33 protein-coding genes and 4 pseudogenes are annotated in these 26,157 nt (G+C 46.8%); 13 read left to right on the forward strand and 24 right to left on the reverse strand.

Annotated elements, in window-relative coordinates; genetic code table 11:
- Window positions 1-10 precede the first annotated feature (10 nt).
- From RS881_RS58220 to RS881_RS58230, 3 genes are all read left to right on the forward strand, one after another.
- Window positions 11-496: a regulatory protein RecX gene (locus RS881_RS58220; RefSeq protein WP_315819107.1), complete on the forward strand. Its 486-nt coding sequence runs from the start codon at window positions 11-13 to the stop codon at window positions 494-496.
- Window positions 497-853: 357 nt separating this feature from the next.
- On the forward strand, window positions 854-1,177 hold the full coding sequence (locus RS881_RS58225; protein WP_315819108.1) for a hypothetical protein: 324 nt from the start codon (window positions 854-856) through the stop codon (window positions 1,175-1,177).
- Window positions 1,178-1,279: 102 nt separating this feature from the next.
- A complete protein-coding gene (locus RS881_RS58230; protein WP_315819109.1) occupies window positions 1,280-2,239 on the forward strand; it encodes a Fic family protein in 960 nt (319 codons plus the stop codon).
- Window positions 2,240-2,320: 81 nt separating this feature from the next.
- On the opposite strand, the gene RS881_RS58235 is transcribed toward RS881_RS58230, so the two are convergent.
- A complete protein-coding gene (locus tag RS881_RS58235) occupies window positions 2,321-2,887 on the reverse strand; it encodes a hypothetical protein (RefSeq protein ID WP_315819110.1) in 567 nt (188 codons plus the stop codon).
- A 317-nt stretch (window positions 2,888-3,204) separates the two neighbouring features.
- On the opposite strand from RS881_RS58235, the gene RS881_RS58240 reads away from it, so the two are divergent.
- Window positions 3,205-3,360, forward strand: coding sequence for a hypothetical protein (locus RS881_RS58240; RefSeq protein WP_315819111.1), 156 nt, complete (start codon window positions 3,205-3,207; stop codon window positions 3,358-3,360).
- Window positions 3,361-3,736: 376 nt separating this feature from the next.
- On the opposite strand, the pseudogene RS881_RS58255 reads toward RS881_RS58240, so the two are convergent.
- A pseudogene (locus RS881_RS58255) lies at window positions 3,737-5,380 on the reverse strand (M28 family peptidase).
- A 289-nt stretch (window positions 5,381-5,669) separates the two neighbouring features.
- Between RS881_RS58255 and RS881_RS58260 the strand changes: the two are divergent.
- From RS881_RS58260 to RS881_RS58270, 3 genes are all read left to right on the forward strand, one after another.
- Complete coding sequence (locus RS881_RS58260; protein ID WP_315819114.1) at window positions 5,670-5,924, forward strand: hypothetical protein; 255 nt, start codon at window positions 5,670-5,672, stop codon at window positions 5,922-5,924.
- Between the two features lie 710 nt (window positions 5,925-6,634).
- A complete protein-coding gene (gene ltrA / locus RS881_RS58265; RefSeq protein WP_315819115.1) occupies window positions 6,635-7,414 on the forward strand; it encodes a group II intron reverse transcriptase/maturase in 780 nt (259 codons plus the stop codon).
- A gap of 52 nt (window positions 7,415-7,466) precedes the next feature.
- Window positions 7,467-7,823, forward strand: a complete 357-nt coding sequence (locus tag RS881_RS58270; RefSeq protein WP_315816028.1) for a group II intron maturase-specific domain-containing protein — start codon at window positions 7,467-7,469, stop codon at window positions 7,821-7,823.
- Window positions 7,824-7,935: 112 nt separating this feature from the next.
- Here RS881_RS58270 and RS881_RS58275 read toward each other — a convergent pair whose 3' ends face one another.
- From RS881_RS58275 to RS881_RS58375, 20 genes and pseudogenes are all read right to left on the reverse strand, one after another.
- Window positions 7,936-8,448 (reverse strand): RNA 2'-phosphotransferase, encoded by a 513-nt coding sequence (locus RS881_RS58275; protein ID WP_315824974.1) that lies wholly within the window; start codon window positions 8,446-8,448, stop codon window positions 7,936-7,938.
- Between the two features lie 38 nt (window positions 8,449-8,486).
- Window positions 8,487-9,461, reverse strand: coding sequence for an AAA family ATPase (locus RS881_RS58280; protein ID WP_315819116.1), 975 nt, complete (start codon window positions 9,459-9,461; stop codon window positions 8,487-8,489).
- 111 nt (window positions 9,462-9,572) lie between these two features.
- The gene (locus RS881_RS58285) at window positions 9,573-9,842 is read right to left on the reverse strand and encodes a TonB-dependent receptor domain-containing protein (protein ID WP_315819117.1); all 270 of its coding nucleotides are present in this window, start codon (window positions 9,840-9,842) and stop codon (window positions 9,573-9,575) included.
- A 50-nt stretch (window positions 9,843-9,892) separates the two neighbouring features.
- The gene (locus RS881_RS58290) at window positions 9,893-10,387 is read right to left on the reverse strand and encodes a TonB-dependent receptor domain-containing protein (protein WP_315819118.1); all 495 of its coding nucleotides are present in this window, start codon (window positions 10,385-10,387) and stop codon (window positions 9,893-9,895) included.
- A 5-nt stretch (window positions 10,388-10,392) separates the two neighbouring features.
- Window positions 10,393-10,758, reverse strand: coding sequence for a hypothetical protein (locus RS881_RS58295; protein ID WP_315819119.1), 366 nt, complete (start codon window positions 10,756-10,758; stop codon window positions 10,393-10,395).
- Complete coding sequence (locus RS881_RS58300) at window positions 10,719-11,471, reverse strand: TonB-dependent receptor plug domain-containing protein (RefSeq protein WP_315824975.1); 753 nt, start codon at window positions 11,469-11,471, stop codon at window positions 10,719-10,721. The genes RS881_RS58295 and RS881_RS58300 overlap by 40 nt, the downstream gene beginning before the upstream one ends.
- 118 nt (window positions 11,472-11,589) lie before the next feature.
- Window positions 11,590-12,138: an ADP-ribosylglycohydrolase family protein gene (locus tag RS881_RS62745; RefSeq protein WP_315819120.1), complete on the reverse strand. Its 549-nt coding sequence runs from the start codon at window positions 12,136-12,138 to the stop codon at window positions 11,590-11,592.
- Between the two features lie 101 nt (window positions 12,139-12,239).
- Window positions 12,240-12,527 (reverse strand): annotated as a pseudogene (locus RS881_RS62750) (ADP-ribosylglycohydrolase family protein); the annotation flags it as partial.
- Window positions 12,528-12,547: 20 nt separating this feature from the next.
- A pseudogene (locus tag RS881_RS61420) lies at window positions 12,548-13,371 on the reverse strand (TIGR02452 family protein).
- A gap of 33 nt (window positions 13,372-13,404) precedes the next feature.
- Window positions 13,405-13,641, reverse strand: coding sequence for an NADAR domain-containing protein (locus tag RS881_RS61425; RefSeq protein ID WP_350340064.1), 237 nt, complete (start codon window positions 13,639-13,641; stop codon window positions 13,405-13,407).
- A gap of 26 nt (window positions 13,642-13,667) precedes the next feature.
- Window positions 13,668-13,946, reverse strand: a complete 279-nt coding sequence (locus tag RS881_RS58325) for a hypothetical protein (protein WP_315819123.1) — start codon at window positions 13,944-13,946, stop codon at window positions 13,668-13,670.
- Between the two features lie 167 nt (window positions 13,947-14,113).
- Window positions 14,114-15,684 (reverse strand): annotated as a pseudogene (locus RS881_RS58330) (nicotinate phosphoribosyltransferase).
- Window positions 15,602-16,216, reverse strand: a complete 615-nt coding sequence (locus RS881_RS58340) for an NUDIX hydrolase (RefSeq protein WP_315819126.1) — start codon at window positions 16,214-16,216, stop codon at window positions 15,602-15,604. The pseudogene RS881_RS58330 and the gene RS881_RS58340 overlap by 83 nt, the downstream one beginning before the upstream one ends.
- On the reverse strand, window positions 16,159-16,512 hold the full coding sequence (locus RS881_RS58345; RefSeq protein ID WP_315819127.1) for a nucleotidyl transferase family protein: 354 nt from the start codon (window positions 16,510-16,512) through the stop codon (window positions 16,159-16,161). Before RS881_RS58345 ends, RS881_RS58340 begins: the two co-directional genes overlap by 58 nt.
- A gap of 503 nt (window positions 16,513-17,015) precedes the next feature.
- Window positions 17,016-17,708, reverse strand: a complete 693-nt coding sequence (locus RS881_RS58350; RefSeq protein ID WP_315819128.1) for an NUDIX hydrolase — start codon at window positions 17,706-17,708, stop codon at window positions 17,016-17,018.
- Between the two features lie 40 nt (window positions 17,709-17,748).
- A complete protein-coding gene (locus tag RS881_RS58355; RefSeq protein WP_315819129.1) occupies window positions 17,749-18,450 on the reverse strand; it encodes a winged helix DNA-binding domain-containing protein in 702 nt (233 codons plus the stop codon).
- A gap of 58 nt (window positions 18,451-18,508) precedes the next feature.
- A complete protein-coding gene (locus tag RS881_RS58360; protein ID WP_315819130.1) occupies window positions 18,509-18,820 on the reverse strand; it encodes a DNA glycosylase AlkZ-like family protein in 312 nt (103 codons plus the stop codon).
- A gap of 42 nt (window positions 18,821-18,862) precedes the next feature.
- Entirely contained in the window at window positions 18,863-19,084 is a 222-nt protein-coding gene (locus tag RS881_RS58365) for a DinB family protein (protein ID WP_315819131.1), read from the reverse strand.
- Complete coding sequence (locus tag RS881_RS58370; RefSeq protein WP_315819132.1) at window positions 19,081-19,230, reverse strand: hypothetical protein; 150 nt, start codon at window positions 19,228-19,230, stop codon at window positions 19,081-19,083. Before RS881_RS58370 ends, RS881_RS58365 begins: the two co-directional genes overlap by 4 nt.
- Window positions 19,231-19,235: 5 nt before the next feature.
- Window positions 19,236-19,490: a DinB family protein gene (locus RS881_RS58375; RefSeq protein ID WP_315819133.1), complete on the reverse strand. Its 255-nt coding sequence runs from the start codon at window positions 19,488-19,490 to the stop codon at window positions 19,236-19,238.
- A gap of 121 nt (window positions 19,491-19,611) precedes the next feature.
- On the opposite strand from RS881_RS58375, the gene RS881_RS58380 reads away from it, so the two are divergent.
- The 5 genes from RS881_RS58380 (at window position 19,612) to RS881_RS58400 (ending at window position 22,278) form a co-directional block, all read left to right on the forward strand.
- Entirely contained in the window at window positions 19,612-20,793 is a 1,182-nt protein-coding gene (locus RS881_RS58380; RefSeq protein WP_315819134.1) for a sensor histidine kinase, read from the forward strand.
- Between the two features lie 55 nt (window positions 20,794-20,848).
- Window positions 20,849-21,079, forward strand: coding sequence for a CDGSH iron-sulfur domain-containing protein (locus RS881_RS58385; RefSeq protein ID WP_315819135.1), 231 nt, complete (start codon window positions 20,849-20,851; stop codon window positions 21,077-21,079).
- 243 nt (window positions 21,080-21,322) lie between these two features.
- Window positions 21,323-21,562 carry a hypothetical protein gene (locus RS881_RS58390; RefSeq protein ID WP_315819136.1) on the forward strand — a complete coding sequence of 80 codons (240 nt, stop codon included), beginning with the start codon at window positions 21,323-21,325 and terminating at the stop codon, window positions 21,560-21,562.
- Between the two features lie 315 nt (window positions 21,563-21,877).
- Window positions 21,878-22,042, forward strand: a complete 165-nt coding sequence (locus RS881_RS58395) for a hypothetical protein (RefSeq protein ID WP_315819137.1) — start codon at window positions 21,878-21,880, stop codon at window positions 22,040-22,042.
- Between the two features lie 68 nt (window positions 22,043-22,110).
- Window positions 22,111-22,278, forward strand: a complete 168-nt coding sequence (locus RS881_RS58400) for a hypothetical protein (protein WP_315819138.1) — start codon at window positions 22,111-22,113, stop codon at window positions 22,276-22,278.
- Between the two features lie 73 nt (window positions 22,279-22,351).
- On the opposite strand, the gene RS881_RS58405 is transcribed toward RS881_RS58400, so the two are convergent.
- Both RS881_RS58405 and RS881_RS58410 read right to left on the reverse strand, forming a co-directional pair.
- Window positions 22,352-22,567, reverse strand: coding sequence for a hypothetical protein (locus RS881_RS58405; RefSeq protein WP_315819139.1), 216 nt, complete (start codon window positions 22,565-22,567; stop codon window positions 22,352-22,354).
- Window positions 22,522-23,979: a serine hydrolase domain-containing protein gene (locus tag RS881_RS58410; protein ID WP_315819140.1), complete on the reverse strand. Its 1,458-nt coding sequence runs from the start codon at window positions 23,977-23,979 to the stop codon at window positions 22,522-22,524. Before RS881_RS58410 ends, RS881_RS58405 begins: the two co-directional genes overlap by 46 nt.
- Window positions 23,980-24,122: 143 nt before the next feature.
- On the opposite strand from RS881_RS58410, the gene RS881_RS58415 reads away from it, so the two are divergent.
- Window positions 24,123-26,018: an ABC transporter ATP-binding protein gene (locus RS881_RS58415; RefSeq protein ID WP_315819141.1), complete on the forward strand. Its 1,896-nt coding sequence runs from the start codon at window positions 24,123-24,125 to the stop codon at window positions 26,016-26,018.
- Window positions 26,019-26,157 lie beyond the last annotated feature (139 nt).

A 26,157-nucleotide genomic window follows, 5' to 3' on the forward strand; every position in this document is an offset into this window, starting at 1 on the left:
TTTTGTAGCAATGGTCTACCGGAAACAGCTTACTAAAGAACAGGCCCTGCAGAAGGCGAAGCATTATTGTGGCTACCAGGAACGTAGCCACACAGAGGTAAAGGAAAAGCTCTACTCTTTTGGCCTGTATAAGCAAGATGTGGAGCAACTTCTTTCACAACTTATTGAAGAAAATTACCTCAATGAAGAGCGGTTTGCCATCCAGTTTGCCGGTGGGCACTTCCGCATGAAACAATGGGGCCGTGTGAAGATAAAATATGAGCTGAAACAAAAACGTGTCAGTGAATATTGTATCAAGAAAGCCATGAAGGAAATAGATGAAGAGGATTATCTCAAAACCCTTCAGCAACTGGCCGTCAAGAAATGGGACTCCATTAAGGGCGAAGGCGTGAACCACTTCGTCAAACTAAGTAAGACCACGGACTACCTATTACAAAAAGGATATGAACACGAATTGATCAAGCAGGTGATAGCGGGTATTCAAAAGAAAGAGTAATACCTGTCTGTAAACACCCCGCATTCTTTTTTGCTATTAAATTTTCTATTCTACATAGAAGTTTTTAAATTCTGTGATCCTCCCCTTGCGGGACAGTCTTGAATCAATTGATCTTGGAATTTACAGGCTTTTGCTGATCTGTGGGGATTACGTTTTTGGGCGACTAGGCTTCTGATTTTTAAGGTTTTTACGCGCCAAAAATAATTGAGCTAATCTTCGCAACTAAGGGTTCTTCGTTTCCTTAAATGTAGGATTACGACAAAGTTGCGACAATATTTCGCCATAACTGGTTATTATAATTGACTTGCGACAAAAAGGCGATATTTTTGTCGCGACTTTGTCGCAACTATGTCGTTTATGGAAAACAAGAGACCCTCCATAAAACAGGAACTTGATACCATCCTGGCCGTCTTGGGGCAATTCAAGAGCGGAGCTTCGATCGAAGAGGTTAAAACCGCGTCCGGTCTGGACATAGAATTACGCACATTGCAAAGACGGTTGAAGAAATTGCAGGAGCAAGGTCTTATTACGCTGTCGGGCAAAGCTAATGCTGCACGGTATTACCTTGTCCCAATGGAAGAAAGCCAAGAATCAGAGAGAAGAGGGGAAATAATCCCTTATCAAGTGCCGGGCGGAAAGTTCTTGAATTGGTTTCACGCCCGGAACAGCAGCGTCAGTTAATAGGATACAAGCGACATTTTTTTAGAAATATACAAACCCAATATTGATTCTTACTTATCTAATGAGGAAGTAGAAAAATTAGCGCGTATTGGCAAAACTTCAATGCCAGACCAGCCCGCAGGTACATACGCAAAGGAAATCCTCCACCGACTATTAATAGACTTGTCTTGGAACTCCAGCCGTCTTGAAGGTAATACCTATTCATTATTGGATACTGAACGATTGATTTCATTTGGTGAAGCCGCTGATAATAAATCGGCCGTAGAGGCACAGATGATTCTCAATCATAAAGATTCAATTGAGTTTATAGTCCAGGCAGCCGGTGACATAGGATTTAACCGCTATACAATATTAAATCTTCATGCCCTGTTGTCTAACAACTTATTACCGGATCTGGCTGCCTCAGGGAGATTGAGAAGGATGGCAGTAGGTATTCATCAATCAGTATATACACCGCCTGCTATACCACAATTGATTGAAGAAATGTTTGATCTTATGCTGGAAAAGGCTGATCAAATAAAAAGTCCGTTCGAACAGTCTTTTTTTATCATGGTGCATCTACCATATTTGCAGCCATTTGATGATGTCAACAAACGTGTATCCCGACTTGCAGCAAATATTCCATTGAATAAACATAATCTTGCTCCCTTATCCTTTATTGATGTACCCAACGATCTCTATATTAAAGGTATGCTTGGCGTTTATGAATTAAACAGGATCGAATTACTGAAAGATGTATTTCTCTGGGCTTATGAACGATCTGCAGCACGTTATGCCGTTGTTCGACAAACTATTGGAGAGCCTGACCCATTCCGCCTGAAATATCGCGATGCAATCCGGAATATTATTTCTGAAATTGTTTCACAGGCTTTGCCGAAAGTAGATGCTGCCAACATGATTAAGACTAGAGCAGCAGAATTACCTAAAAACGATCAGCCAAAATTCATCGAGGCTGTCGAAACGGAGCTACTGGCTTTGCATGAGGGTAATTTTGCCCGATACTGGATAAGTCCATCCCAGTTTTCCCAGTGGAAATCAGTATGGTCTAAATTTAAGCCATAATTTTTTTCAGCTAAACATAAAAACTTGAAAATGATTATGGTAATTCAGGTCAGCGACATCCATGTCGCCGACCTATCCGGGCTATAGCTCCTTAATATAAATATGCACTTCCTGTGGCGCCGTTTCATCACCCCCAAAATAAGGATACAACTGATAGCCCGATATGCCTGGGGTATTACAGCCCCGCTTCATGTAAACTGCCGGAAATCCATTTTGCTCAAACCTGTATTGGGAAGCTTCAGGACGTATGGTAAGTTCACAGGGTGTGCCGATGGCTATACTACCCAACAACTTACTGCTGCGGATGCTGTTGGCATAGCAGTAAGCATACAATTCAATGGCTTTTCCATTCCACACCCAGCCCACGCGGGCACTGTTCTCCTGATGTTGCGTACCACAATCACTAAAGCCATATAGTTTGTTGATATCCCCATTGTTTTTGGGATCAATAGAAGTATAGATGCTAGAACTGTCAAATAACACCAGGAAATGTAGTTCGGTTTTATTGACCACCTGGTAGCTGTTTTCGGTGGCATAGTGAGCGCCCTTGGGAATGATGTATTCTTTGAATCCTTCTGGTATGTCTGTCTTTTGACAGGCTGCCAGGCCAAGCAGGAGTAGCAGGAGGGCATTGGTTCGAGTGTTCATAGAGCTATTGGATTTGAGTTTAAAACACATACGTAAACAAATCCCACCTGGCTTTCAGTAACAATAAAATAGTAGCTCCGGGCTGTCTTCGCAATAAAAGAAGCATTTATATTTTACAAATAGACCTGGTAAATAAAAAAGAGCGCCTCTTTCGTTTTGAAAGAAACGCTCTCTTTTGTGCACCTGGTTTCACTTACCGCAAGGGAGATCTTTACCGACCTTCCTCTTGATCGTCTTCAGTAGATGAGTACCAGTGGATATTGTTTTCTTATCCTTGCTTTATGCGATTCGTTTTTAAAGTTTTAAAATTAAGTTGAATGAACAGGGTTATCGGTTTTATACTGATGCCAATAACCAACTCCCAAAACCTCGTCATTATCTCCCGGCCCGAAGGCCTTCATCCAGGGTGCTGGTGGCTGGCGTTCACCAACACCTCCATCAAACCTATAAGAGACAACAACCAGTGGCAATAGCCCTCAGCAGATAGCTATAAGCAACAGCCCACCGCTAACCGCTATACCTCAACCGCTAATCGCTATATCCTGACTGCTAACCCCTAAAAGCTAACAGCCTGTATTCAGCGCGTGTTGCACAACACTTACTTCCATCAACCATGCTTCAGGGCCCCTCCACAAGATCGACCGCTTAGGTAACTGTTCCCAACAAACGTACAACTTCCGGATACCCGGTTCCAAATCTTTCTTTGTATATTTTTGACCACTATATACATAAAGAAATAAAAATCAAGCAATTAATTATTAATACGCACAAAAAAACTCCACACAGTAAGTCTGACTGCTATTAGTCAGTGCCCTCACTACGTGGAGTAATCCTAAGTAAGTCCGAAATTTATCGCTTCGCTTTAAACTCCGATCCCTCTTTCCAGCCAGGCACTTGATCACCAAAGGCGATCCGCTTGCCTACTTCAAACAGTAACTTCAGGTCATCCAGCCCGCCTGCCAGCGTCCAGGTGGCGGCATCATATTCATCCGATGGACGGTGATAATGTTTGTTCTGGTATTCTTCGTGTACTTTTTCGCCATACACTTTACCCTTACCCACAATGTCAATACCTCTTTCCGTATAGAGTGCCGGGATGCCTACTTTGGCAAAATTGAAATGGTCCGAACGGTAGTAGTATCCAGCTTCCGGATGGTTTTCAAAAGCCACATAGCGGCCTGCCTTTTCTGCTGCCTCTTTCAAGTAGTCTTCCAGGTCGGATTGACCCTGCCCTACCACAATAATGTCTTTGGCCGACTCAAAAGGACTTAAACCATCCATATTGATATTGGCAAGTGTTTTTGCGGCAGGGTAAATGGGATTTTTGTGCATACCAGGCCGAACCCCACAGCCCTTGTTCCTCGGCTGTTACCGAAAGGAAAAGGATCGTGCGTTCGGGTTTTCAGCAAGCCCCTTGAAAGCACGCGCCAGTTCGATCAATCCGGCAGTGGCGCTGGCATTATCAAAAGCGCCATTGTAAATGGAGTCGCCCGTTTCATCGGGTTTACCAATACCCAGGTGATCCCAATGCGCTGTATAGATAATGTATTCGTCCGGGCGTTTGCTGCCCGTGATCTTACCAATTACATTGTGTGATTTATTATACACCGTTTTCACCTGCATGGTGGTCGACAGCTTCACATTCAACGGCGTTCCTTTGAAGCCCCGCACATCCGCTTTGGCCAATATTGTACTGTCTGTACCGGCAGCTGCCAACAGTTTACTAGCTGTAGGACCCGATACCCAGCCGATCACATCGCACAGCTGTTCCGTTTTACCCCGGTTGTCGAGCCGCAGGCGCGATCCATTCCAGTTATTCTGAACCACCGTAAATGGATAACTGGCCGCTTTTGTATTATGAATGATCAGGCACCCTTTGGCGCCCTGGCGGGCAGCCTCTTCAAACTTATAGGTCCAGCGACCATAATAGGTCATCGTTTTTCCTTTGAATAAGGTGCTGTCGCCACTATTGTACCCGGGATCATTCACCAATACCAGCACCACCTTGCCTTTTACATCCAGGCCGGCATAATCATTCCAATTGTATTCGGGTGCTACTACCCCATACCCGGCAAAAACCAGGTCACTCTTATCCAGCGTGATGGAGGAATCTGTTTTATCCGTCCAGATCACATAATCATCCAATCCTTTGAGCGAAAAATTGCCTTTGGCGCCTTGCACTTGCATCGAAGGCGCGGCAGCAGTGGTGATATTCACCATCGGCACATCCTGGAAATAGCTATCGCCATTACCAGGTTCCAGGCCTGCCTGGGCAAACTGCTCTTTGAGGTAGTTGATCGTTTTGGTTTCCCCTTCTGTAAAGGGCTTACGGCCCTGGTATTCATCCGAGGCCAGTACAGCAATATATTTGTCCAGGCTATCGGCGCTCATAGCCGATTCGCCCCCGGTAATGCCCGTAGCGGTTTTGTTTTCTCCGCACGACACCGCCATCAGCGATGCTGCCAGCGAAAACGGTACAAGATAGGAACGCATGTGTATGGTAGTTTTTATTAAGGGTAAAAGGTAAGACAAAACCAGAATATAAGGTACGCCATTCAACCCATTGGCTACCTCCACCGTTTACAACATTTTAACAAACTACTATCTATTCGGCCAATATGACCTGCCGCATACAGCTAATCCAAAATCGTATCTAAACAGCCAGGATCATTAATATTAAATACACATTAAAACCTGTGCTTACAAGAAAGATTTTGGCACAGAGCGGCACGCTTATTGAAATACCATCACCGTATTTATTACTTAAAAAAATGGAGGTGTTATGAAAACAAGGACAGAAGTCTTCGAACTGACGATAGATGGTAACCCACTTGTAGTAAAGGCTACCCCATACCAAACCCTTTCCACTGAAACACGTTTCAGGGTAAGTATCAATGATAGTCCCGTACATATCTTTGGTTGGGATAAGGGCCTCAATCGTCTTACCGCCATCGACAGCAGCAGTGCTGCCGGTAATATGCCCGATAAAATTGATGAAGCAGTAGGCCGCCAGCTCTATCAGCGCATAGCTGCCTAAAAGTATATACTCAATTACAGAAAAACTATACGCAGGGCCCAGGCCCTGCGTATTTTGTTGTGTGCCGGGCATGTATATCAGCTCTAGGGTGAAAGTCCCGAATACGTGTTACAGTGCATAGTATTAGCCAAGGGCAAGGGTGTCCATCGCGAGGTGGAATCTGAAAGAAGCCGGCGGCAAACGTTCGAGCCTACGAACAGAAATTGCATACAAGGCGGGCTGACATGGGTGATGTTGCAACACAAACAGAAACCCTACACTGTGCAGACTGTCAGAACGTAAATGCAGAGGCTACATGAACGGAAAGCGGATATACTTACCCCGGGAGGTCTGCAGGCGATTCTTCGCTTAGAGCAGAAGTCAGCCGAAGCCGTAGTAGGAAGGAAACGAGCCATCTCCCGTAAAGGGCAAAGACGGAAGACTCACAGCCAAACCGAAGGGCCGAATGTTAGAATGGCGAAAATGAACAAGACGTTTATGATTGAGGCGATTACAATAGAAGAACATTAGAAAACTACCTGTGTGAGGATAAGCCGGAAGCTAAAAGTAAAACACAGGAGGAGTTGAGCCTCATCATGCAACCAATGGGAATAACGCTGGGATGATTTTTTTTTAAGTAATAGTATGCTGGAAGAAATATTAGATATCCGCAATGTACAAAAGCCTTTAAGCAGGTAACTGCCAATAAAGGGGCTGGAGGTATAGATGGTATGCAGACCGATGAACTTCGCGACTACCTGAATACCAACTGGCAAACACTGCGTACTAGTATTTTAGAAGGCACGTACCGCCCCCAGGCAGTGAAGAAAGTAGAAATAGACAAGGAAAACGGAGGCGGTAAAAGGATGTTGGGAATACCTACAGTAATCGACAGGTTAATTACGCAGTCAATAGCCCAGTGGTTGAGTCCGCAGTATGAAGCGGAGTTCTCCAATTATAGCTATGGGTTTAGAGAGAATCGCAGTGCTCATCAGGCAGTGTATCAGGCTCAAACCAGCCTGAACGACGGCAATGAATGGGTAGTAGAGCTGGAGCTGGAGAAGTTTTTCGATCGGGTGAACCACGACCGGTTAATGTCGGCGCTGGCCCAAAAGATAACGGACAAGCGGACACTGAAGCTACTGCGAGCGTACCTGAACTGCGGAATAATGGAGAATGGAGTAGTGATAGAACGCAAAGAAGGCACTCCTCAAGGTTCTCCGTTATCACCGCTGATGAGCAACATTGTTTTAAATGAACTGGACAAAGAGTTAGAGGCAAGAGGCCACCGGTATGTACGATATGCAGATGACTGTAGCATCTATGTGAAAAGTGAAAAGTCAGCGGCTCGAGTGCTGACTACAATCACAGAGTTCATAGAAAAGAAGCTAAAGTTAAAAGTAAACCGCACAAAAAGTAAAGTCAGCCGCCCCAATGACAGTACGCTACTGGGTTTTTCTTTTACCGAAGCGAAAAGGGCTGGCAAATACGTATTGCGCCCAAATCGCTGAGAAAGATTAAAGAAAAGATGAAAGAGCGAACTCAGCGTAAAGCCCCGGTAAAGTGGAAGACAAGATAAAGAAGATGGAGGCGACAATCGTTGGTTGGGTGAACTACTTTAGGATAGCCAAAGCCAAAAGCAGAATGGAGGAACTGGACAGATGGGTAAGAACGCGTCTAAGGATGGGAATATGGAAACAATGGAAAAGACCAAAAACGCGGTGGATTAACCTGAAAAGGCTGGGAATCAATCCTGGGAAAGCCTATGAGTGGTCAAATAGCCGTAGGGGCTATTGCCGCATTGCACACAGTCCAATATTGACAAGGGCATTAAATAATGAATACTTTGTCAGGCATGGATACGTAGGGTTCGCAAACTACTATTACTGGAAAACAACTCACCAAACTAAGTTATTCTGACAAACCGCCGTATACCGGTCGGTACGTACGGTGGTGTGAGAGGTCTGTGAGGGAATTAATCCCTCACAACCTACTCGATTATAGCTGCTGAAGCAAGTTCAATGACCGTTTATTAATTAGCTACCTTCATAAATATTGCCGGCACTTCATCCGCCAACCACACACCATTGGCCGAAAGGTAAAATACATGCCCTGCCGCCTGCATGGCCTGCGCATCAATTTCCAATAGCACTGGTTTCCCATGCCGCCCACCCACGGAAATAGCCGTGGCCGGCTGGGCCGATAAATGCACATGGTGCCTTTTCTGTTTTTTCAATCCATCCCGCAGTACGGCCGACAACAAGTGCGCTGCTGTACCATGATACAATACATCGGGCGGTATGGCTTGCGGCAATTGGAGATCTACCTCCACACTATGTCCCTGGCTGGCCCTGATCATGGTGCCATCTTCATTAAAAGCAAACCGCTTTTTATCATTGTTCTCAACAATAAACTTCAATAGGTCATGATCCAGTAGCTGTTCCTTTTGATTGATCTTGCTGATCAGCTCTTCTACATTGGCCCAACCTCCTTCCTGGAGTGTAAGGCCAATTGTTTCCGGCCGGTGTCGTAATATAAGGCTCAGGGAATTTACTAACCCTGGCGCTCTCTTTGTTCATATAATTACATTGAATGTTCTTTAAAAAATGTTTCTCTGATCACTTCTTTTGCCCGTTCAAATCTTTGCTCCCAGCTTCCACTGATGGTTATATAAGCAATACCCATTTCCTGCAATTGCCTTTCGTGGTAGCCGCTTAGTACATTCCGCTCTGCTTCAGAAAGGCGGGTGCCATCCTGCACATAAGGGCAATCCGTATCCAGGAACAAATGCAGGTCAAACTGATTGGCCGCATCAATCCATGCTGGTACCAGCAAGGGTTGATGGAATAAGTACTGCGCGTACGATTTGGTAATGTTTACATCCGTATCACAGATCAACAGCTTATTGGCCAGCGGCAACCGCTCATTGATGGTAGCGGCATGCAGGGTGGCAATCTTTAGAAGATCATCAAATACCACTTCTTCGGTTGTTTCAATCACCTCCCGTGCCATTTCTGGTACAAAGGCCGTTTCAAAATATTGCCCCAGCTTTTCCGTCAAGGTAGATTTGCCCGTAGACTCCGATCCACTGATACAGATCTTTTTCACAAAATAAGGGCGGGCCGCTTCCGCGATATAAGTCCAATGTTGAAAGGGGTTGCCTAAAATAGCTGAAGCCGACACGGGCACGACTTTTCTTTCCTGGTCAAAACTACTGTGCCGGATACCCAGGTACTCCGCCACATATTCACCATAAGGTTCAGAAGAAATGAATACTGCTATGCCCGGGTAATGATCGCGAATATAGTCCGCCCATAGCGCCGAGATCTCGCGCGACGATACTGAACTATTGGGCAATACCGTTTCATCATAATTGACCAGCGACACCTTTACCCGCTCGTTGTGACGATAAGTGGTATCCAACCAGTGTTTACGCAGCTCCCCGCCGATGGGCTCTTTATCCGATACGCACAACATCACCACCAGCTCCTCACATTGTTGCAAGGCAAATGCTATTAACGCTTCGTGCCCTTTATGCAATGGCATGAACTTACCCAAAACCAATCCTTTCTTTTTCATTTATTTCATCCTATTATTCTGATCGAATCACCCAGCCCCATATTTTCGAGGCAAATGGCTCGCAGCTCGTAGCTCAAAGCTCGCGGCTGTTTAGAACCTCCAACGTACCCCTACATAAAAATTCACCGGCGCCTGGATAAAGTAACCGGGTGCTCCTGAGGCCGTGATCAAACCATTGGTATAATACACCCGGTTGGTAATATTATTCACTACACCAAACAGTGTGAACTTACGCAATTGCCAACTGGCATCCATATTCACAATGAAATAATCGGGCAGCTTCGTCGTGTTGGCATAATCAATATACGATCTTCCCTGGTAGCGGAAGCCAATACCTGCCTGCCAAAACTTTTTGACCAATCGGACTTCCTGGTTGCTGATAAAAGCAGGTGTTAATACCGGCTGCAGGTTTACGCCCCTTCCTTAATACGGTTCATAGAAACCGACGACTGATTCCTGAACTCAATACCGTTGGGCAATCGCCAAACGGCATCCAGTTCGGCACCGCTGCGGTAGCTCAGGGCCGCACTGCTATGGAGGGGTACACCCGTGGGCCCTATCTGTCCATTGAGCGTAATTTCATTGCGGAAGCGCATATAGTACAAATTGGCGCTTACGTACACACTCCGCGTAATGTATTTGGCGCCCAGTTCCTGGTCAATGACCCGTTCGGCCTTTACGGGATTGAACAACAGCTCCCCACTACCATCCCGCATCAGGTCATCATTACCCATCAACAAATCATTACGGGTGGGTTCACGGTGCGTTTGTCCAATGGAATAATAAAACCGGATATTATTGTTCAGGCGGTAGCCGATGCCCAGCGTACTGTTCAGAAAATTCCAGTATTGTCCGGGCATGCCCTCTGTTCCGGTATACGTGAAACTGCTGTAGCGATACTGCACATCGCCTAAAAGTCCCATTGCCCGGCACTTACAATGGCCTTGGTAAATACACTGCTTTCATTGCGGTAGCCGGTATTGACATACAGGTGGCCCACCGTTCTTTCACTACCCGTATGCCTGCGTTCGTACCATTGCGCCTGTACCCCACTATACCATTTAATATTTTTGCCGGCATATGTATGGTAGGAGAATGCGCCCGTAAAATTGGATCGGAAAGCATAGTTGTACAGCTCGGCAGTAACCGGCTGGCCAATAAAGTGATTAAGGTCAAAATCATAATTGCCGTTGAGATAATTGTAAAATACCCCACTGTGCAATTGATGGCGGCTGTTTAACTGCCACTCATGATGCACCTGTACATGCGCCTGCAAAAACGGTCGTATTCCTGCCTGCTATTGGCATTGTACCGTTTGTTCTTCCGTATACTGTCCATTGGTGCGCCGATCCAGGCCAGTTCATTTTTTTGTTCACCGAGAAACGACACCAGGTAAACCTTATGCTTTTTACCCCAATAGCCTGGATTGATAAAAACAGAGCTGGAACTATTGGCCGAATGATTACGGTAGCCATCCGAATGCAGGTGCGATGCACGGGCATATAATCCCATATTGTTTTTAAGTCCGGTATTAACCGAACCATTCAACCGGTAATAGTTGAAAGAGCCATATCCGGCGGAGGCTTGTCCGCCTGTACTGTCTTTAAATCGAACCGACTCAAAATATAAGCTGCCTCCATAGGCTGCCACCCCTTGTTTGGAGTAACCGGCGCCGCGCTGTATCTGTACACCCGATACAGATTCGAGGAAGTCCGGATAATTGGAAAAATAAACACCCTGGTCTTCTGGTTCGTTCAGTGGAACACCATTCAGGCTCATATTGATCCTGGTTTGATCAATACCCCGTATCCGGAAATAAGAATAGCCGGAGGCGCTGCCGGCATCCGTATAATAGGTTACCGAAGGGGTTTGTGACAATAAGGCCGAAGGCTCCTGCCCATAGTTCCTGCGCTCCAGTTCTTTCCGCGAAATATGACTCATCGTAACGGGCGAATGTACCGGAGGGGCAAAGGGCGAAGTGATCACCACTTCTTCCAATAGTTGGCTGGTATCTTTTTCTCCTGGCCATAGGTTGGTTGTAAGGCCAGGACCATGCCTGTAAGCAAGTATAGTTGTCTCATGTGTGGAAAGGGGTAATTATAGTTGGTTAGCTCAACGAAATGAAGAGCATTTCACAAAGATCGATGATATCACTACTGCGTTTAACGCCACTGCGCCAATGTTCAGGGATGAATCCATGTCCGTAAAACAAACCGGCCAGCCCGCCTGTGACGGCAGCAGTAGTATCTGAATCACTACCCAGGTTTACTGCCATCAACACTGCGTCCTTGTAATCGTTGGTTATCATAAAGCAGTACATGGACGCCTTGAGCGTATCCATTACATAACCAGAAGAAGGCATACCGTCAATGGACTGTTGGGTTATATCGGCCGTTAGCAAGGGAGCAAACAGGTCAATTTCCTTTTGAACGATTCCCAGACTGGCAATAAAACGCCCTACTGTTTCAGCAGTGGCGGCATAGGCCTGTTGTTTATCATCTCCTTTCAGCAGGCGCAAGGCAAATTCCAGGTAATAAAAGCAGGCAATGACCGACCGGATATGTCCGTGCGTGATGGATGATACCGATTTGATGACCTGGTAACGCTTTTCAATATCAAACCCTTTGATGTAAAACAGCAAGGGCAGTATACGCATAAGCGAGCCATTACCATTACATTCCTCGTCAAAATCGCCGGCCAGGTCTGGTTGGACACCTTTTTAAGCCGGCTTATTGCCCGGCTCGTAGTCATGCCAATATCAAATACATTCCCGCCTGCTGTCCAGTAGCCACTGTCGTGCCATCTTATAAACCGGTCGCCTATATCTGTCAGGTCATAGCCTTTGCAAAGTGATGCCGCCAGGCAGAAGGTCAATGAGCTGTCATCTGAAAAAGTGCCTGGGGGCTGGCGATGACTTTTATATCCCTCAAAATCAGTCACCGGATTTTGACGCAGAAAGGCCCGGCTTTGAAACTCTGCCGGTACACCCAACGCATCGCCAATGGCCACGCCAAATAAAGCGCCATATACCTGTTCCCTTGTCATGTTTGGTTGTTTAAATCTACTTACAGAAGGTTCTTCCTAAACGGCTCAATGACATCTTCATTATTCGTCTTAATTGCAAATACCACTTTTCTGAACTTCCCTTTGAAGCTACCTTCCAATGCTTCCCGGAACAAAGCCGCTAGGTCTTCCGGCTTATTCCGGAATACGCCACATCCCCAGGCGCCCAGGACCAGCGTTTCGTGGCCATGGTGCGCACAAAGCGCCAGCAGCTTGGCTATCCGTACCCGCATCACCGGAATGATATGGTCTATCTTCGACCGTTCATTGTTCATGATCGCACCGGCATTCACCGCAGGCGAAGTAATAATAGAAGTACACACTACTTCATCCAGCAGGTTACCCCCTTCATCTTTCATGACAGGCACCTCCGGTGAATAGATCATATGATCCGAATACAGGCAGGTTCCCTGTTTACGATGGTAGGAGTAGTAGTCAGGCGTTTTCAGCAAACAGGGATACAATCCCGACGCCCGCGCAAGGCACTCCTCCTGGGCCAGGGCCCGCCGAGGAAACCACCACCGGGATTTTTGGCAGAGGCGAAATTCAGGCACATTACATTGCTTGCGCCTGCAGCTGTCAAACGCCTGGCTGCATCCAGTGTGGTTTCATTGGTCACCTCATAGCTGGTTGCCAATAACTCCTTGTTCTTGAATATATCCAGTAAGTCAGTCAGTTCTTCCGGCGTATACAGCCGGGTATTGTTGATAGCTGCTTGTAAAATTGATTTTATTTCAATCCGATGTCCGGATGTATTTTCATAAAATCCTCGTTCGATAAGCTGTAGCGTATCTTCTGCGATCGCTACACGCGCATTTCGGTTCATACATTTCTTTTAAATAGTAACATCATTTTTCTACTAATTGGTCCCTTGCCTCCATGAGGGCGAAACCCAATAAATTGGCTCCTCTCCATTGCAAGGGATTTTCGGCCCCTTGGTACTTTGCGCCATTCCTATACCCCATATTTTATCAAAAGGACTGGCTTCCACAATTACCTTTTTCCCTGTTCTTAATAAAAACGCTTGCATAGGAGCATGCTGGCTAAACTTATAGTAAGACCCTTCAGTAACTAACGTGTAACCTTCTCCTGGCATACCCCGGCATAAAAACCAGTAATGTATTAGTTTGAATAAATGTCATCAATTTCATAATTGTTTTCCCTGTGCCTATCCCAAACATAAAAGTTCGTTACGGGTATTAAGTTAAAAGGGATGAACAAGGTCACTTTCTGGTCTTCAGAAATTTTTCCACTATAATTACTTTCAGACTCTACAGTAAACCCAACATCATTAATTGCCCTCACATAATATAGAGTTCCCCCTTCTTCGGGATTAAATGTGGAATATATTGCATGACCTACAGCCGGTCTATGATTGGGATTTATTTTTATCCATTCCATATGAGTAATTTTACTTTTTTAGCCGTAAGGCTAAGGGCCTGATAGAAAAACTTAGCTCGCTCAAACATCGATGCTTAAACAGATACACTACCCTGCAATTTATTATAGCAGTAAGTCCAATGAATATTTCATAAGGTTGCTACAGTTTACTAACGCCTCCCTTATTATTAATTGGTTGTAATAACTTTCGTGTCTCCCAGCCCCGCCCGCTCCCTGGCCGCTTCAAAACTTACTTTATTCAGCAGTTCACCATTCTCAAACACCGTTACCAATTGGTCTTCGTATTCAGTGGCCAATTCCCGGCGGATCGTTTGATAACCGCCTGCTGTAAGCACCAGTTTCAGCTGACCAGCTTTTGACTTTTTGAACGACTCCACCAACCGGCCATGTGAGTCGATCTCAATGGGGTGTTTTTGAACGTCTATGGCTTCGCCATTTACTTCGGCATAAGAACATTTGAAGGCAAACTTCTGCGTGTCGCGGTCTACTTTCTGCAACAAAGCGCCACCCATACCCAGTACCAGGTTCTCGGCGCTGATACCATTTATCTTCAGCGCATTGTAAATATGACGGATCGTATCAACCGTAATGCCATCACCCTGTATCACCCGCACCTGGGAAGGCAACACCTTGAATCCTTTATCATTGATGGTATAACCAAACTTGTCGAGCAGGATATCAAATACCTTCAGCAGCGTAAACACGGGGTCGCCACTGTCGGGCCTGATCACCAATACCCCATCCCGGCTCAATACCAGTTCTTTCAATTCAGCCCCCCAATATTCACTGCAGGCCCTGAAAATGTCGTAGGAGTCCGATACGCAGGATACCGTACCTGTAGGAAAAGTGCGCAGGATATGTTTAAAGACTTCCAGCTCACCCTCTTCACCCAGCAGCGTACAGATAGAGTGTTCCGTGGCAGGGATAGACATACCATATACCTGCGTGGCGCCATAATACCGTTTTGCCAACACACTGCCCATGATATTATCACTACCCCTGAAGTTCAACAGGTGCGATGCTCCACCAATACCCGCACTTTCTACCGAGCTCACCCCGCGAAAACCAAAATCGTTCAACACAAAATCAATAGCACCCATGGCACTTTCAGCAGCCGTTTCCTTGAAGTATTCAGTCACGATCTCACGAATGACCCTCGATTGGGTAGCCACGGTACAGGGATACCACACCTGCATCAACAGCGTTTCCAGGAAGTTCGTAAGCCAAAAACATTCGGGGTCGGTATTTTCAATCGTCACCAGCACATTGTTTACTGGTACAACCGTTCCTTCAGGTACCGCTTTGATCCGTACAGGTAATCTACCACCATGTTTTGCTACGATGTAATCAAATTTGCTGCGGTCAAATACATCATTGCGGCCAAATACCTGTTGTAAAAAACCTTCTGCTGCATCGATCTTAGCTGTAGTGATCACTTCTCCTTGCAGGTAATACTGAAGAAAATACTGCAAGCCAAAAAAACAGTGTCGTCAAATTGGCCACCCCGGCTTTCGAGGTAGGAATAGATCTTGGTAGTACCTGGGTAATATAATTTGTGGTGAGAATATTTATAAGCATCAGCAAGCAGTAAAATGTTTTCCTGAGTTTTCATTGCATTCATTTTTTGAGTAAAAGAATAAGGACCTGTTTTATTGTTATTTAACAGGGGTTGGTACAGGTAAATTTTTGACCAGCAAATTGACCAACACATGATGTTCGGCCGTAATGGTTTTTGCATCGATCATTGCTAACAGTTGATCCGTGGCAAACCAGCCAAGTTCAGCCAGGTCATCATTGGCCTTCACTTCACCAGCCATATAATCAGTTTTGTAAAACAACGTCATGATCTTATCTGCTTCATTGCGGTACCGCCAGTCGTCTATACGTACCGAGCCCACATATTGCATCTGGCTGGTAATCACCTCACCACATTCTTCCTGCAATTCCCGTCCTGCGGCATCCTCAAAACAAGCATCCGCAGGATCGGCAAAACCTCCGGGAAACCGCCATTGTGTAGCACCATGCTTTTTACCCAACAGCACTTCAGTACCTTCATTCCTTAGCAAGGCAATATCCACTGTAGTATGAACCGCATCGTACCGGTTGTGATAAGCATAATTGATGCCCATACGGAAGTCTACCGTATCCAGCACCTTGTCGGCATTTTCATCGCGGATCAGCGTGGCTGAATGGCTGCCCAGTTCAGGAAGCGCTACCACAGGCAGGTGACCACTGTAATAAGGAATAAAACAGTCCCGGCTACCATACAATACAAAAGACTCCTGGGGAACGTATTGCGCAACAGGTGATCGAGGTTTTCACTCCATACGCCATCATCCGGATGATCACTCAGCGGCAGGATCAACAGGTCAGGGGCAAACTGTTTCAATAACCTTTCCCGCGTATAAAAGTCGAAAGGATTGCGTTTACTGCCCTTTACAGGCGATACGCCCAATACCACAATGATCTTATTGTGCTGGGGCCTGATCTCATTCAGCAAATACTGATGCCCTTCATGCAGGTAAGGCGTCTGGAAGCGGGCAATTATAACACCGGTAGTCTTCATTTTGCGTCATTTGTACGCAAATATAAATAGCCTAATTGAGATAAGCAAGCTTTTGCGTGAAAAAGACGCAAAATGTTTTAGGGCATGAAATAGAGGAATTAGGGACCCATCATGTGCAAACCGGAGAATAATGAAAATGCCTGTCATTTTAGCAGCAATTGAGCACCTAACACATCCACAGAATGAAGCAGCACAGGAAAGGGATCACCTATAGATCAACCCCATTCCTGCTATAGATCAGCCGCAGCTGGCCCCTGTTTGGGGTAAACCGAAAGTAAACTTGAAGTAAACCGGAAGTAAACTTGAAGTAAAGTGAAAAGGGCAAAACTGGGGGAAAACAAGCAATATTGGGCGTTGGAGCGCCTTTGCTGAAGGAAGGACATAACACTTGGTGAGCTACCATAATCCTGCAATTAAATCAATATTCCATTGGATCAATGCACGATCAAATTTACTGCTATAATGGCAGCATTTACGGAAAATCATTGCATCATGGTTCCATTCTACACCTCAAAGTTCATCCCTTCTTTCTCTAATTGCTGGTACCGCTGCTCATTGAACCGGTACATTTTGCTGGGGCGGCCCTTGCCATCGGGTTTAGCGTATTCATTCGTTTCGTCCAGGATGCCCAGGGCCAGTACTTTGCGCGAAAAGTTGCGCCGGTCAATATCCCTGTCCAGCAAAGCCGTATACAAATGCTCCAGGTCCGCAAAAGAGAATACCTTATCCAACAATTCAAAACCAATCGGCTGGTACCTGATCTTGGCCCGGATGCGTTCAATGGCCACCTGTAAAATAGCGTGGTGATCAAAAGCCAGTTCAGGCAATTGTTTGATGCTGAACCATTGCGCATGCTCAGCGTCCGTACTGGCCTTAAGCTGCTGGAATTGGGCCGACTTCACCAACGCAAAGTAAGCGACCGAAATGATCCGCTGGCGCGGATCGCGGCCCGGATTGCCAAATGTATATAACTGCTCCAGGTAATTGACCGTTATACCCGTTTCTTCCTCCAACTCGCGCCTGACCGCCGTTTCCAGCGACTCATGTTCCAACACAAACCCGCCCGGGATAGCCCAGCTGTTTTGAAAAGGGGGATACTTGCGTTGGATCAGTAGTACTGACACACCCTCCTGCTTGGAGTATCCAAACACGATCGCATCTACTGCTACTTTAATAGGCTTATCGGAAGAAGTCATTCTGATTGCAAGATAGAAATTGAAGGCCGTATAGCCTATCCTATTCTATAACCCCCTTCAAACCCAGAAATTTTGCATACCGCTCCGCCGCAGCATCAACCGCCCGCTGAGTGGTCTGGCTCACCTGGTCAAAATACTCCCTTTCTATATTGACCGTCTTGGCGCCAATTGTTCTTTTCCAGCTACCGGTAACCTGCCCGCCAACCACAATCGTGGAACTGAATTGACCATTGGCCGTCATAGCCAGCCGGTGCAGGTGGTCCTTATCCACCGTGGCACTGCGATCAGTATAACCCAATAACAACTCATCAAACCCCGGCAGCAAATAGGCAGTGGCGTTCTTTTTCAGTGCGGGTAGGCCAGGTGACAAATAATAAGCTTCTCCACCAACGACTACTTTTTCCAGTTTATCCTGTACCATCTCCAGGCCCTTCCTGGCTTCAGTAAGCGTGATACCCGCCCACCACATAAAATCATTTACCGTGGCTGGGCCATGACTCGTAAAATAACGCAAAGCCAGCTCAGCCAATGGCTCGGCTGGTTCATACCTTTTTCCCACCGGTACCCAATCATCCAGCAATACATGCGTAAACTGTTTACCGCGCCGGGGCCCCATACAGATCAATTGTTCCATAGAAGCATGTAGCAACAAATGACCAACGCCATAATTGGAAGCCTTGATACCATTCCTTTGTAAAACATCTGCCAGTTCTTCCCGCGTAAGCGCCTGTCCATCCTGCAAGGCTTTTACCAGTAGCTTATTGCTTTTTTCAATTTAGAAGCATCCAGCGATTCCTGATTCAGGGGCCTGGCATTTTTCGGTGAATGATAGGGGCTACCAATCGCAATAGCCAATGCACATCAGCCGGTGATGCCCAATGCCAGGTGCCCCGCAATGTCCACGTGCGTATAATTTCTTTATTGTCGATCCCTTTTTCAATACCGGCATCAGTAATACCCGGTACCCTAACCCCAATACTCCATTTGGCGCCTGCATAATCCTGTGCCTGCATGGCGCCCATCCAATGTACCAGTTCGCCGGCCGATTGGAAAGCCGGCTGCGAAAGCTGTTGATTCAATAAACGGTATTGGGCAAGGCCCGTTGGTTTCATAAGGCTGTGTAATTTGACTGTTAATATAGGACTGTAAAAGTACTAAGAAGCTACTTTGCTGAAAAAGTTAACAGCCAGTAAACTTTTGTGCGCATAAGATCCACTGCTCTGCCGGCTCCGACCAGCGGTGGCCGTTAATTTTCCGGCGCTGGCAGGTTTCACCTTCAACAGGTAGAACATATAATCAGTGATCGGCGCATCCTTCAATCCCACCTGGTGGCCAATGGTCACTACCTGTCCACGATGGTAAGTACTGTGGTTCAAACAATGCTGGATGATCTCATACCTTGGGCGGCAAATTTCTCCGGCAAAAGCATATTACAATAGCAATCCTGCTGCAAGGCTTCGTCCGTAAGACCTTGTACATAATCATTCAGGTCAGTAGCCTGATTCACCAGGTTTGCCAGCACATTGTCTACACTTTCATCAGTACCCGCTGGAAGCAGGGCAGGCCTTTGTTGCAGGTTGCCCAACCATTCCCGCCCACTTCCCAAATATGCAGTAAAGTGGCCTTAATGCCCGGGAAACTGGAGGCCGCTGTTGCCTCCATTAATAGCGCCGGTTTACTTTTGAGCCAATCCGTCAATCGCGTGATGGCCCATAGGTTATAGGCTGTCATATCCTGTAATTGCGTCAATAAGCTGGCCTGATTAATGGTAGTGTAAAACATAGGTTTCCAATTATGATACAAAGGAACAACCGGGTAGTGACAGCAGTATGTCAGTAGCAAAACCAGCTGTAAAATTTATTTCCGGCACAATTCATCCGCCCAAAACCTCAATTCATGCACAATGCTGCCGGTTTCATTGCATCGTCATTTTTCTTTGCAAATTGGTTCATCATGCCTCACCTGGCTTAAAACCCTTGCTGCATTGATAAAGGTTCGTGATAAGTGGTTTCGCCTGCTCGTTATTATACTTCCCTTCATCCTGGTGCTTTATACCAATGAGGTATGCCTGCGCGCCGATGCAGTAAAGATCCTTCGCACCCTGATCTCATTGGCCTGTATTGTATTGATCTGCGAAGGCAACCGCTTCCTCATCTACCATAGCCGCAAATGGAAAAATCCCTTGTTCAAGGGCCTGGTGCGACAGGTGGTTGTCATTCTTTCCGGCCTTTTATTCACCATGGTTGTCTTGGTGGCCAGTACCTTTCTTCGCCTGGGCTTATCCGGCGAATGGAGCGGCCCGGTTAAGGACACCTCTTTCGTGCGCATCAATAATAGCCAGGTAGCTACCGGCTTATGGGGCTACTCCTTCTTTAATGCCATTTTTATATTTTTCTTCCTCTTCGCCGGTTTTGAAACCCTGTACCACTATGCCCGACTGAGGCATACCCAAAAAGAGAAAGAACAATTGGAAAAAGACAAGTTACGGGCCGAGCTCAACCAGCTGAAAGGCATTGTAAATCCCCACTTCCTGTTCAATAACCTCAATTCCTTGTCATCCCTTATTGGCGAAAACCCCGCCCGGGCCGAATCCTTCCTGGATGAGCTGACCAAAGTATTCCGTTACCTGCTTAGGAATAACCAATCCGAGCTTACCACCCTGGAGTTGGAACTGCAGTTCATTCAATCTTATTATCACCTGCTGCAAACCCGGTACGGCACCGGCATCAGCCTGGATATCCGGATCGACAGAAAATACCATGCTTGGAGACTACCGCCATTGACCCTTCAATTGCTGATTGAAAATGCCGTAAAACACAACCAGCTTCAAAAAGAACATCCCTTACAAATTGAGCTTTCCCCTGCTCCCGGCCATACCCTGATGGTGCGCAATACCATTTTTAAAAGAGAAAGCGTGGTAGAGTCCACCGGCTTTGGACTGCAAAACATCAATGCCCGCTACAAAATGCTCCACCTGCCCGGCGTAACCATTGAAAAGGATGCCCATTATTTTACCGTCATCATTCCCCTCATCCAACCCCAGGCCGATGGTCAGGAACTACCCGAAGATGCCCCCACCACCTGAAATGCATCACCTGCTATCGGGATTTCCCTTACTTTCGCGCCCTTAATACCAATAAATGGCTACTACAAAGATTACAGTGAATAATAATGGCTCCCTTAAAATAGAAGGAGACTTTGAGATCGTTGACAGGAATGGCGATAAATATGACCTGGGTGGGAGGGAGATTATTTCCATCTGCCGTTGCGGTCTCTCACAAAACAAACCCTTTTGTGATGGCGCACACAAAGGCCATTTTGAGCATGAAGCCATCGCTTTTAGCCTGCCTCCCAAAAATAATAAAGACTAAGGGCACTGCCTTGTTGAAGGTGGGCCACCCTGCAGCGCGGCAGGGTGACTCACCTTTCGTCTAAAAGTGCTTGTCGAAGGCCGCTTCCCTCAGTCGCCAGCCTCTGGCTGGTGACGCCTATTTCAAAGCCCCCTCAGTCGCCAGCCTCTGGCTGGTGACGCCTATTTCAAAGCCTCCGGCTTTATGGATGTCATCTAAAGAAGCCCTGGCACAACTTTTATCCTTTCTCCCTAAAAAGTGGCCATGACAGAAAAACTCTCCATCAATGGGAAAGAGATATGGGTGGTGGTAGAACCCCACCTGGTGCCCAGAGAGAACCCCCACATTATTCCTTCCGAATATTTTACCGCCATGTATTATAGGCAAGAGCCAGGTGATGGCATAGCTGGTGAATTGTTTATTGATGGCATCGAACCCCGCCTGTTTGAATCGCCGGTGGCAGCCCTCGAATATGCCCGCGAAATGCTATCTGAACTGATCTGAGCTGTATATTGCGCCATGACCCGCGCAGAAAAGATTGGTTTTAAACAGTCCCTCAAACAGCTGGGCTTGTCTATTATTGAGCAACGAATGGCTGCCAGTAGGCTCTTGATGGAAGATGCCCAGCAGGCTGCCAACCAGGAAGAAAAAGCTCGGCAGGCGATAAATATGAAACTTCCCGCGCCATGGGTCACCTTCAAAAGATATGTATGCCCGTCAATTGGCCGAACAGGCGAAGGAATTAGCGGCATTGAATGCAGTAAATGTTGACCACCTGTATGATGCAGCAGCTACCGGCGCTGTTATACTCTGCGAAAAATGATCTTCTTTCTGGCTGCCGGACTAGGTAAGCAAACCCTGGGCGATAGAACCGTATTTTTCCTTTCTCCACAGGCGCCTCTTGCCCAGCAGCTTCAACACAAAAAGCCAGGCGATCATTTTGTTTTTAATACATTACAGGTTATTATTGCTGACCTGTTTTGACGGCTTGCCCACCCTATCAATTTATTATATGTATCTCATTTTACGGATCATCACCATCATCGTATCTATTGCCTGGTTGGCCGTGGGCGGTTTTTATTGTAGCCGGGTTATTGGATACGCGCAAGGCAGATATGGAAGCCGTAGCCTTGGGTGCTGCCATTTTTATCTTTTACCTGGCCAATTTATACCTGCTCTACCGTAGCTATAAGAAAAACATTACCCTACCCATTGGGTAGCATTCCTGTTAAGCATTTTACCAGCCCTTGCCATCTTTGTTTTAGTGTATATAATCGATGCTGTCGATTCATTCTAAGGCGTTCCTGTATAGATTTTCCTGAACAATACATTCCTGGCTCGCGAAACCGATACTTTCAACTCCATTACTCCCCGCTTCAGGTCGCGGAGAAAATAGACAGGACCAAAAGGGCTATCAAATCCATCCTTATACGTGGGGTTCAAAATAAAGGTCGTAGTGGGCTTTATTTGCAACAACAACTTTCCGTCCTTCCATACAATATGATACATGGCCTCAGCTTCGCGCGAATAATATTGGCCCGCATAACCTTCCAGGTTTTTGGGACTGGTATCTGCCGTGTCCATTTTTTCCAGGTAAATAGTGTTGGAATCGAACCTAGCCGAAATTCCTTTTTACTGCCAAAGTCCAGCCGGTTATTGCCCATCATAAAAATATTGTCGCCAATAGCAGTAAGACTCCCGGTAGGGTACAGCGTACTCAACCTCCCTTCTTTTACATAGATCTTTAACCCTGCCCCATTACGGGGATCACGATACCACCCCGTATAGGCGGCCAGCTTTTCAGGGGCTACGTTTACAGGTGCCGGTCTGGGCAGGGGTGCCGGTTTTCTATTAGGCTGGAATAACCGGCGCACAGCATTCACCACATTCAAGGTATCTCCATCAAAGGCCGAGGTATTGCTAAGCCAGGCAATAGATAAACCCGTTTCCGGAAAATAATCCAGGTTGGCCCGGTAGCTGGCCGTAGCGCCTGAATGAGAAATAGCTTGCCAGCCATTGATGGAGTCTATCACCAGACCAGCCCCATAATTATTTGTTCCTCCACTATTGAGCTTACGCGTGGCTGTTTGATTAGGTAATAAGGAAGGATTACCCAACTTACCGCTTAGGTAATAATGGTTCCAGGCCAGCAGGTCTTCCGCCGTGGTCAGCAATCCGCCATTGCCATAAGCACTTTCATTGGGCATATTCGTAATGAAAGTTTGCCCGCTTCTTGAATAAGCAATGGCCCGGTCTTTAACGATCTTTTTGTAATTAGACCGCCACTCCGTGCGTGTCATGCCTGCCGGCTCAAAAATGTATTGCTTCGTAAAATCCGCCAGCGACAACCCGCTTACACGTTGCACAATTATGGCCAGCAGGTTATAATTGGAATTGCTGTAAATATATTCATCACCAGGCCGGTTATTCAGCGTTTGTTGCAGCGTTACTACGTACAAAGCATACTCATTGGTATAAGCCCGCGAACCTCTCGGCCAACCGGCCAGGTCCATCACACTACCCCAGTCTTTCAATCCACTGGTATGCTGCATCATATGCCGTAGCGTAATTACTTTGCCATAGTCGGGTAATTCAGTAAGGTATTTGCGCACATCGTCCTCCAGCGAAACCTTGCCCTGCTGTTCCAATAACAAAATAGCGGCGGCCGTGAATTGCTTGGACACCGAACCCGCCTCCAGTACCGATTGCATAGTCAAGGGTATATTATGTTCCAGGTCGGCCATGCCCCAGGCTTTTGAAAAGATTACCTGTCCATGCCGACTGATGGCCAGCTCGGCCCCAGGCACATGGTTGTACCGGCTGAATAGCTGCTCAATCCGGGCTACCGTATCAGCCCAGCTTTGGGCAGTTGCTACCAGGCCATTGCCTGTAATGAATAAATACAAAAAGAACTTTTTCATATAAACAGTTGTAGGAAGAAAGTTAATGATCTAAAGCGTAAACAAATGTAAAGCCTTACCCAAATCCCGGCCGGATAGTAAAATTTGCAAACACATTACTCTTTTTTGAACCTAACCGTCATTTAATCGTATATTAAACCAACATGCATATCCTCTGGAAATATCTACATCCACAGCGCTGGCTCGTACTCTTATCACTCGTATTGGCAGCCATTGCCCAGGTATTATCCCTGATCGACCCCATCATATTTGGTAAGATCATTGACGATTATGCCGGACAGATCAACCTGCGCCCCCGCAACCAACTGATTAAAGAAGTCCTTTGGTGGCTGGGCATAGCGATTGCCATAGCCCTGTTGGCCAGGGTCGCCAAAGCCTTTCAGGATTATACCACCCGCCTGGCAGTTCAAAAATTTGGGATGCAGATCTTCAATGACGGCCTTCGCCAAACCCTGCGCCTTTCCTTCAATGAATTTGAAGAACAACGCAGCGGCGAAACCATGGCCATCCTGCAAAAAGTGCGAACAGATACCGAGAAGTTTATCACCTCATTTATCAATACCCTCTTTTCCTCGCTTGTTGGCGTTGGGTTTCTCATTTGGTATGCTGTTACCAAACACTGGGCTTTGATTCCGGTATTTGTAATCGGGGTGCTGGTGTTGGGTTCCCTTACCGGAATGCTGAGCCGTAAAATGAAGGCCCTTCAAAGGTCCATCAACCGCGAAACCAATCGCATGGCCGGCATTATTACCGAATCCCTGCGCAATATCGAACTGGTACGTAGCCTGGGCCTCACCTTCCCGGAGATCAGGCGACTGCGGGAATATACCTTCCGCATTTTTCAGCTCGAAATGGAAAAGACCCGCCAGGTGCGTACCCTGAGTTTTCTGCAGGGCACCGTTTTGAATGTACTGAAGCAATCTATTTTATTCATCCTCCTATGGCTCATCTTTGGCCATCTGCTTAGTACCGGTGAATTGATCAGTATGCAGTTTATTTCCAATGCCATCTTTGGCCCCTTGCAGGATGTGGGCAATATCATCATCTTCTACCGCGAAGCCGAAGCATCCCTCCAGGTATTTGATACCCTCATGAACAAGCCTGTTGAACAAAGGCCACCTGAACCCGTAGCCTTGAACCAATTGAACGACCTGCATTTTGAAAAAGTGGTGTTTCGTCATACAACCGCCAACCAAAACGCCATGGACGGCATCTCGTTTTCCGTACGCACAGGCGATACCATTGCATTTGTGGGTCCCTCTGGCTCCGGAAAGTCCACACTTGTAAAACTGCTGGTAGGACTTTACCGGCCCATGGAGGGCATGATCTATTTCAACGGCATCCCGGCCAACCTGATCCGCTACAATGAACTGCGGCGGCAAATTGGTTTTGTAACCCAGGATACCCAGCTTTTTGCGGGAACCATCCGCGAAAACCTCTTATTCGTGAAGCCCGATGCCACCGACGAAGACATGCTGGAAGCCATGGAAAAAGCCGCAGCCTCCAAACTGGTTACTCGTACCGGGAAAGGCTTGAATACCCTGCTGGGCGAAGGAGGATTGAAGCTGTCCGGCGGAGAAAAACAACGACTGTCCATTGCCCGAGCCCTATTGCGCCATCCCCGCCTGCTTATTTTTGATGAAGCCACCTCGGCATTGGATTCTTTGACCGAAGAGGCCATTACAGAAACCATCCGCACCATATCGGCCAGGCGGCAGCAGATCACCATCCTCATTGCCCACCGCCTCAGTACCATTATGCATGCCGACACCATTTATGTGTTGGAAAAGGACGGATCACCGAGTCCGGCTCTCATGAAGAATTGGTGGAACAAAAAGGCCTCTACTATGCTATGTGGCGCCAACAGATTGGCGAACGCCGGATGGAGGTGCCAGAATAACTCACTGTATCCACTCGCAGCAAAAGACTGCCGATTCAATACCGAGGAGCTAAAAACCTTTTGGCGGGAACAAAGGTGGGTCGCTCTGCCGCCCAGCCAATGCTGCACCGCAGAGCGGCTCACCTTTACACCACAATGAGTCACTGTATTCACTCGTAGCTCGCAGCTCAAAGCTCATAGCTGTATTCCCTTACTTCGCTACTTCGATCTTCCCCTTCTTATTCTACAAAGGTGGGTCGCTCTGCCGCCCAGCCAATGCTGCACCGCAGAGCGGCTCA

The organism is Paraflavitalea speifideaquila (assembly GCF_032395985.1).
GTDB lineage: Bacteria > Bacteroidota > Bacteroidia > Chitinophagales > Chitinophagaceae > Paraflavitalea > Paraflavitalea speifideaquila.

Bases quoted from the DNA above. Each gene is read 5' to 3' on its own strand.
- RS881_RS58380 (WP_315819134.1), top strand. From the start codon at position 19,612: ATGCTGCCGGTTTCATTGCATCGTCATTTTTCTTTGCAAATTGGTTCA.
- ltrA (WP_315819115.1), top strand. From the start codon at position 6,635: ATGCAGACCGATGAACTTCGCGACTACCTGAATACCAACTGGCAAACA.
- RS881_RS58390 (WP_315819136.1), top strand. From the start codon at position 21,323: ATGACAGAAAAACTCTCCATCAATGGGAAAGAGATATGGGTGGTGGTA.
- RS881_RS58405 (WP_315819139.1), bottom strand. From the start codon at position 22,567: ATGTATCATATTGTATGGAAGGACGGAAAGTTGTTGTTGCAAATAAAG.
- RS881_RS58220 (WP_315819107.1), top strand. From the start codon at position 11: ATGGTCTACCGGAAACAGCTTACTAAAGAACAGGCCCTGCAGAAGGCG.
- RS881_RS58385 (WP_315819135.1), top strand. From the start codon at position 20,849: ATGGCTACTACAAAGATTACAGTGAATAATAATGGCTCCCTTAAAATA.
- RS881_RS58415 (WP_315819141.1), top strand. From the start codon at position 24,123: ATGCATATCCTCTGGAAATATCTACATCCACAGCGCTGGCTCGTACTC.
- RS881_RS61425 (WP_350340064.1), bottom strand. From the start codon at position 13,641: ATGCCAGGAGAAGGTTACACGTTAGTTACTGAAGGGTCTTACTATAAG.
- RS881_RS58225 (WP_315819108.1), top strand. From the start codon at position 854: ATGGAAAACAAGAGACCCTCCATAAAACAGGAACTTGATACCATCCTG.
- RS881_RS58395 (WP_315819137.1), top strand. From the start codon at position 21,878: ATGATCTTCTTTCTGGCTGCCGGACTAGGTAAGCAAACCCTGGGCGAT.
- RS881_RS58260 (WP_315819114.1), top strand. From the start codon at position 5,670: ATGAAAACAAGGACAGAAGTCTTCGAACTGACGATAGATGGTAACCCA.
- RS881_RS58345 (WP_315819127.1), bottom strand. From the start codon at position 16,512: ATGAAGACTACCGGTGTTATAATTGCCCGCTTCCAGACGCCTTACCTG.
- RS881_RS58350 (WP_315819128.1), bottom strand. From the start codon at position 17,708: ATGACTTCTTCCGATAAGCCTATTAAAGTAGCAGTAGATGCGATCGTG.
- RS881_RS58235 (WP_315819110.1), bottom strand. From the start codon at position 2,887: ATGAACACTCGAACCAATGCCCTCCTGCTACTCCTGCTTGGCCTGGCA.
- RS881_RS58410 (WP_315819140.1), bottom strand. From the start codon at position 23,979: ATGAAAAAGTTCTTTTTGTATTTATTCATTACAGGCAATGGCCTGGTA.
- RS881_RS58240 (WP_315819111.1), top strand. From the start codon at position 3,205: ATGAACAGGGTTATCGGTTTTATACTGATGCCAATAACCAACTCCCAA.
- RS881_RS58360 (WP_315819130.1), bottom strand. From the start codon at position 18,820: ATGAAACCAACGGGCCTTGCCCAATACCGTTTATTGAATCAACAGCTT.
- RS881_RS58230 (WP_315819109.1), top strand. From the start codon at position 1,280: ATGCCAGACCAGCCCGCAGGTACATACGCAAAGGAAATCCTCCACCGA.
- RS881_RS58325 (WP_315819123.1), bottom strand. From the start codon at position 13,946: ATGGAATGGATAAAAATAAATCCCAATCATAGACCGGCTGTAGGTCAT.
- RS881_RS58375 (WP_315819133.1), bottom strand. From the start codon at position 19,490: ATGTTTTACACTACCATTAATCAGGCCAGCTTATTGACGCAATTACAG.
- RS881_RS62745 (WP_315819120.1), bottom strand. From the start codon at position 12,138: ATGCGTATACTGCCCTTGCTGTTTTACATCAAAGGGTTTGATATTGAA.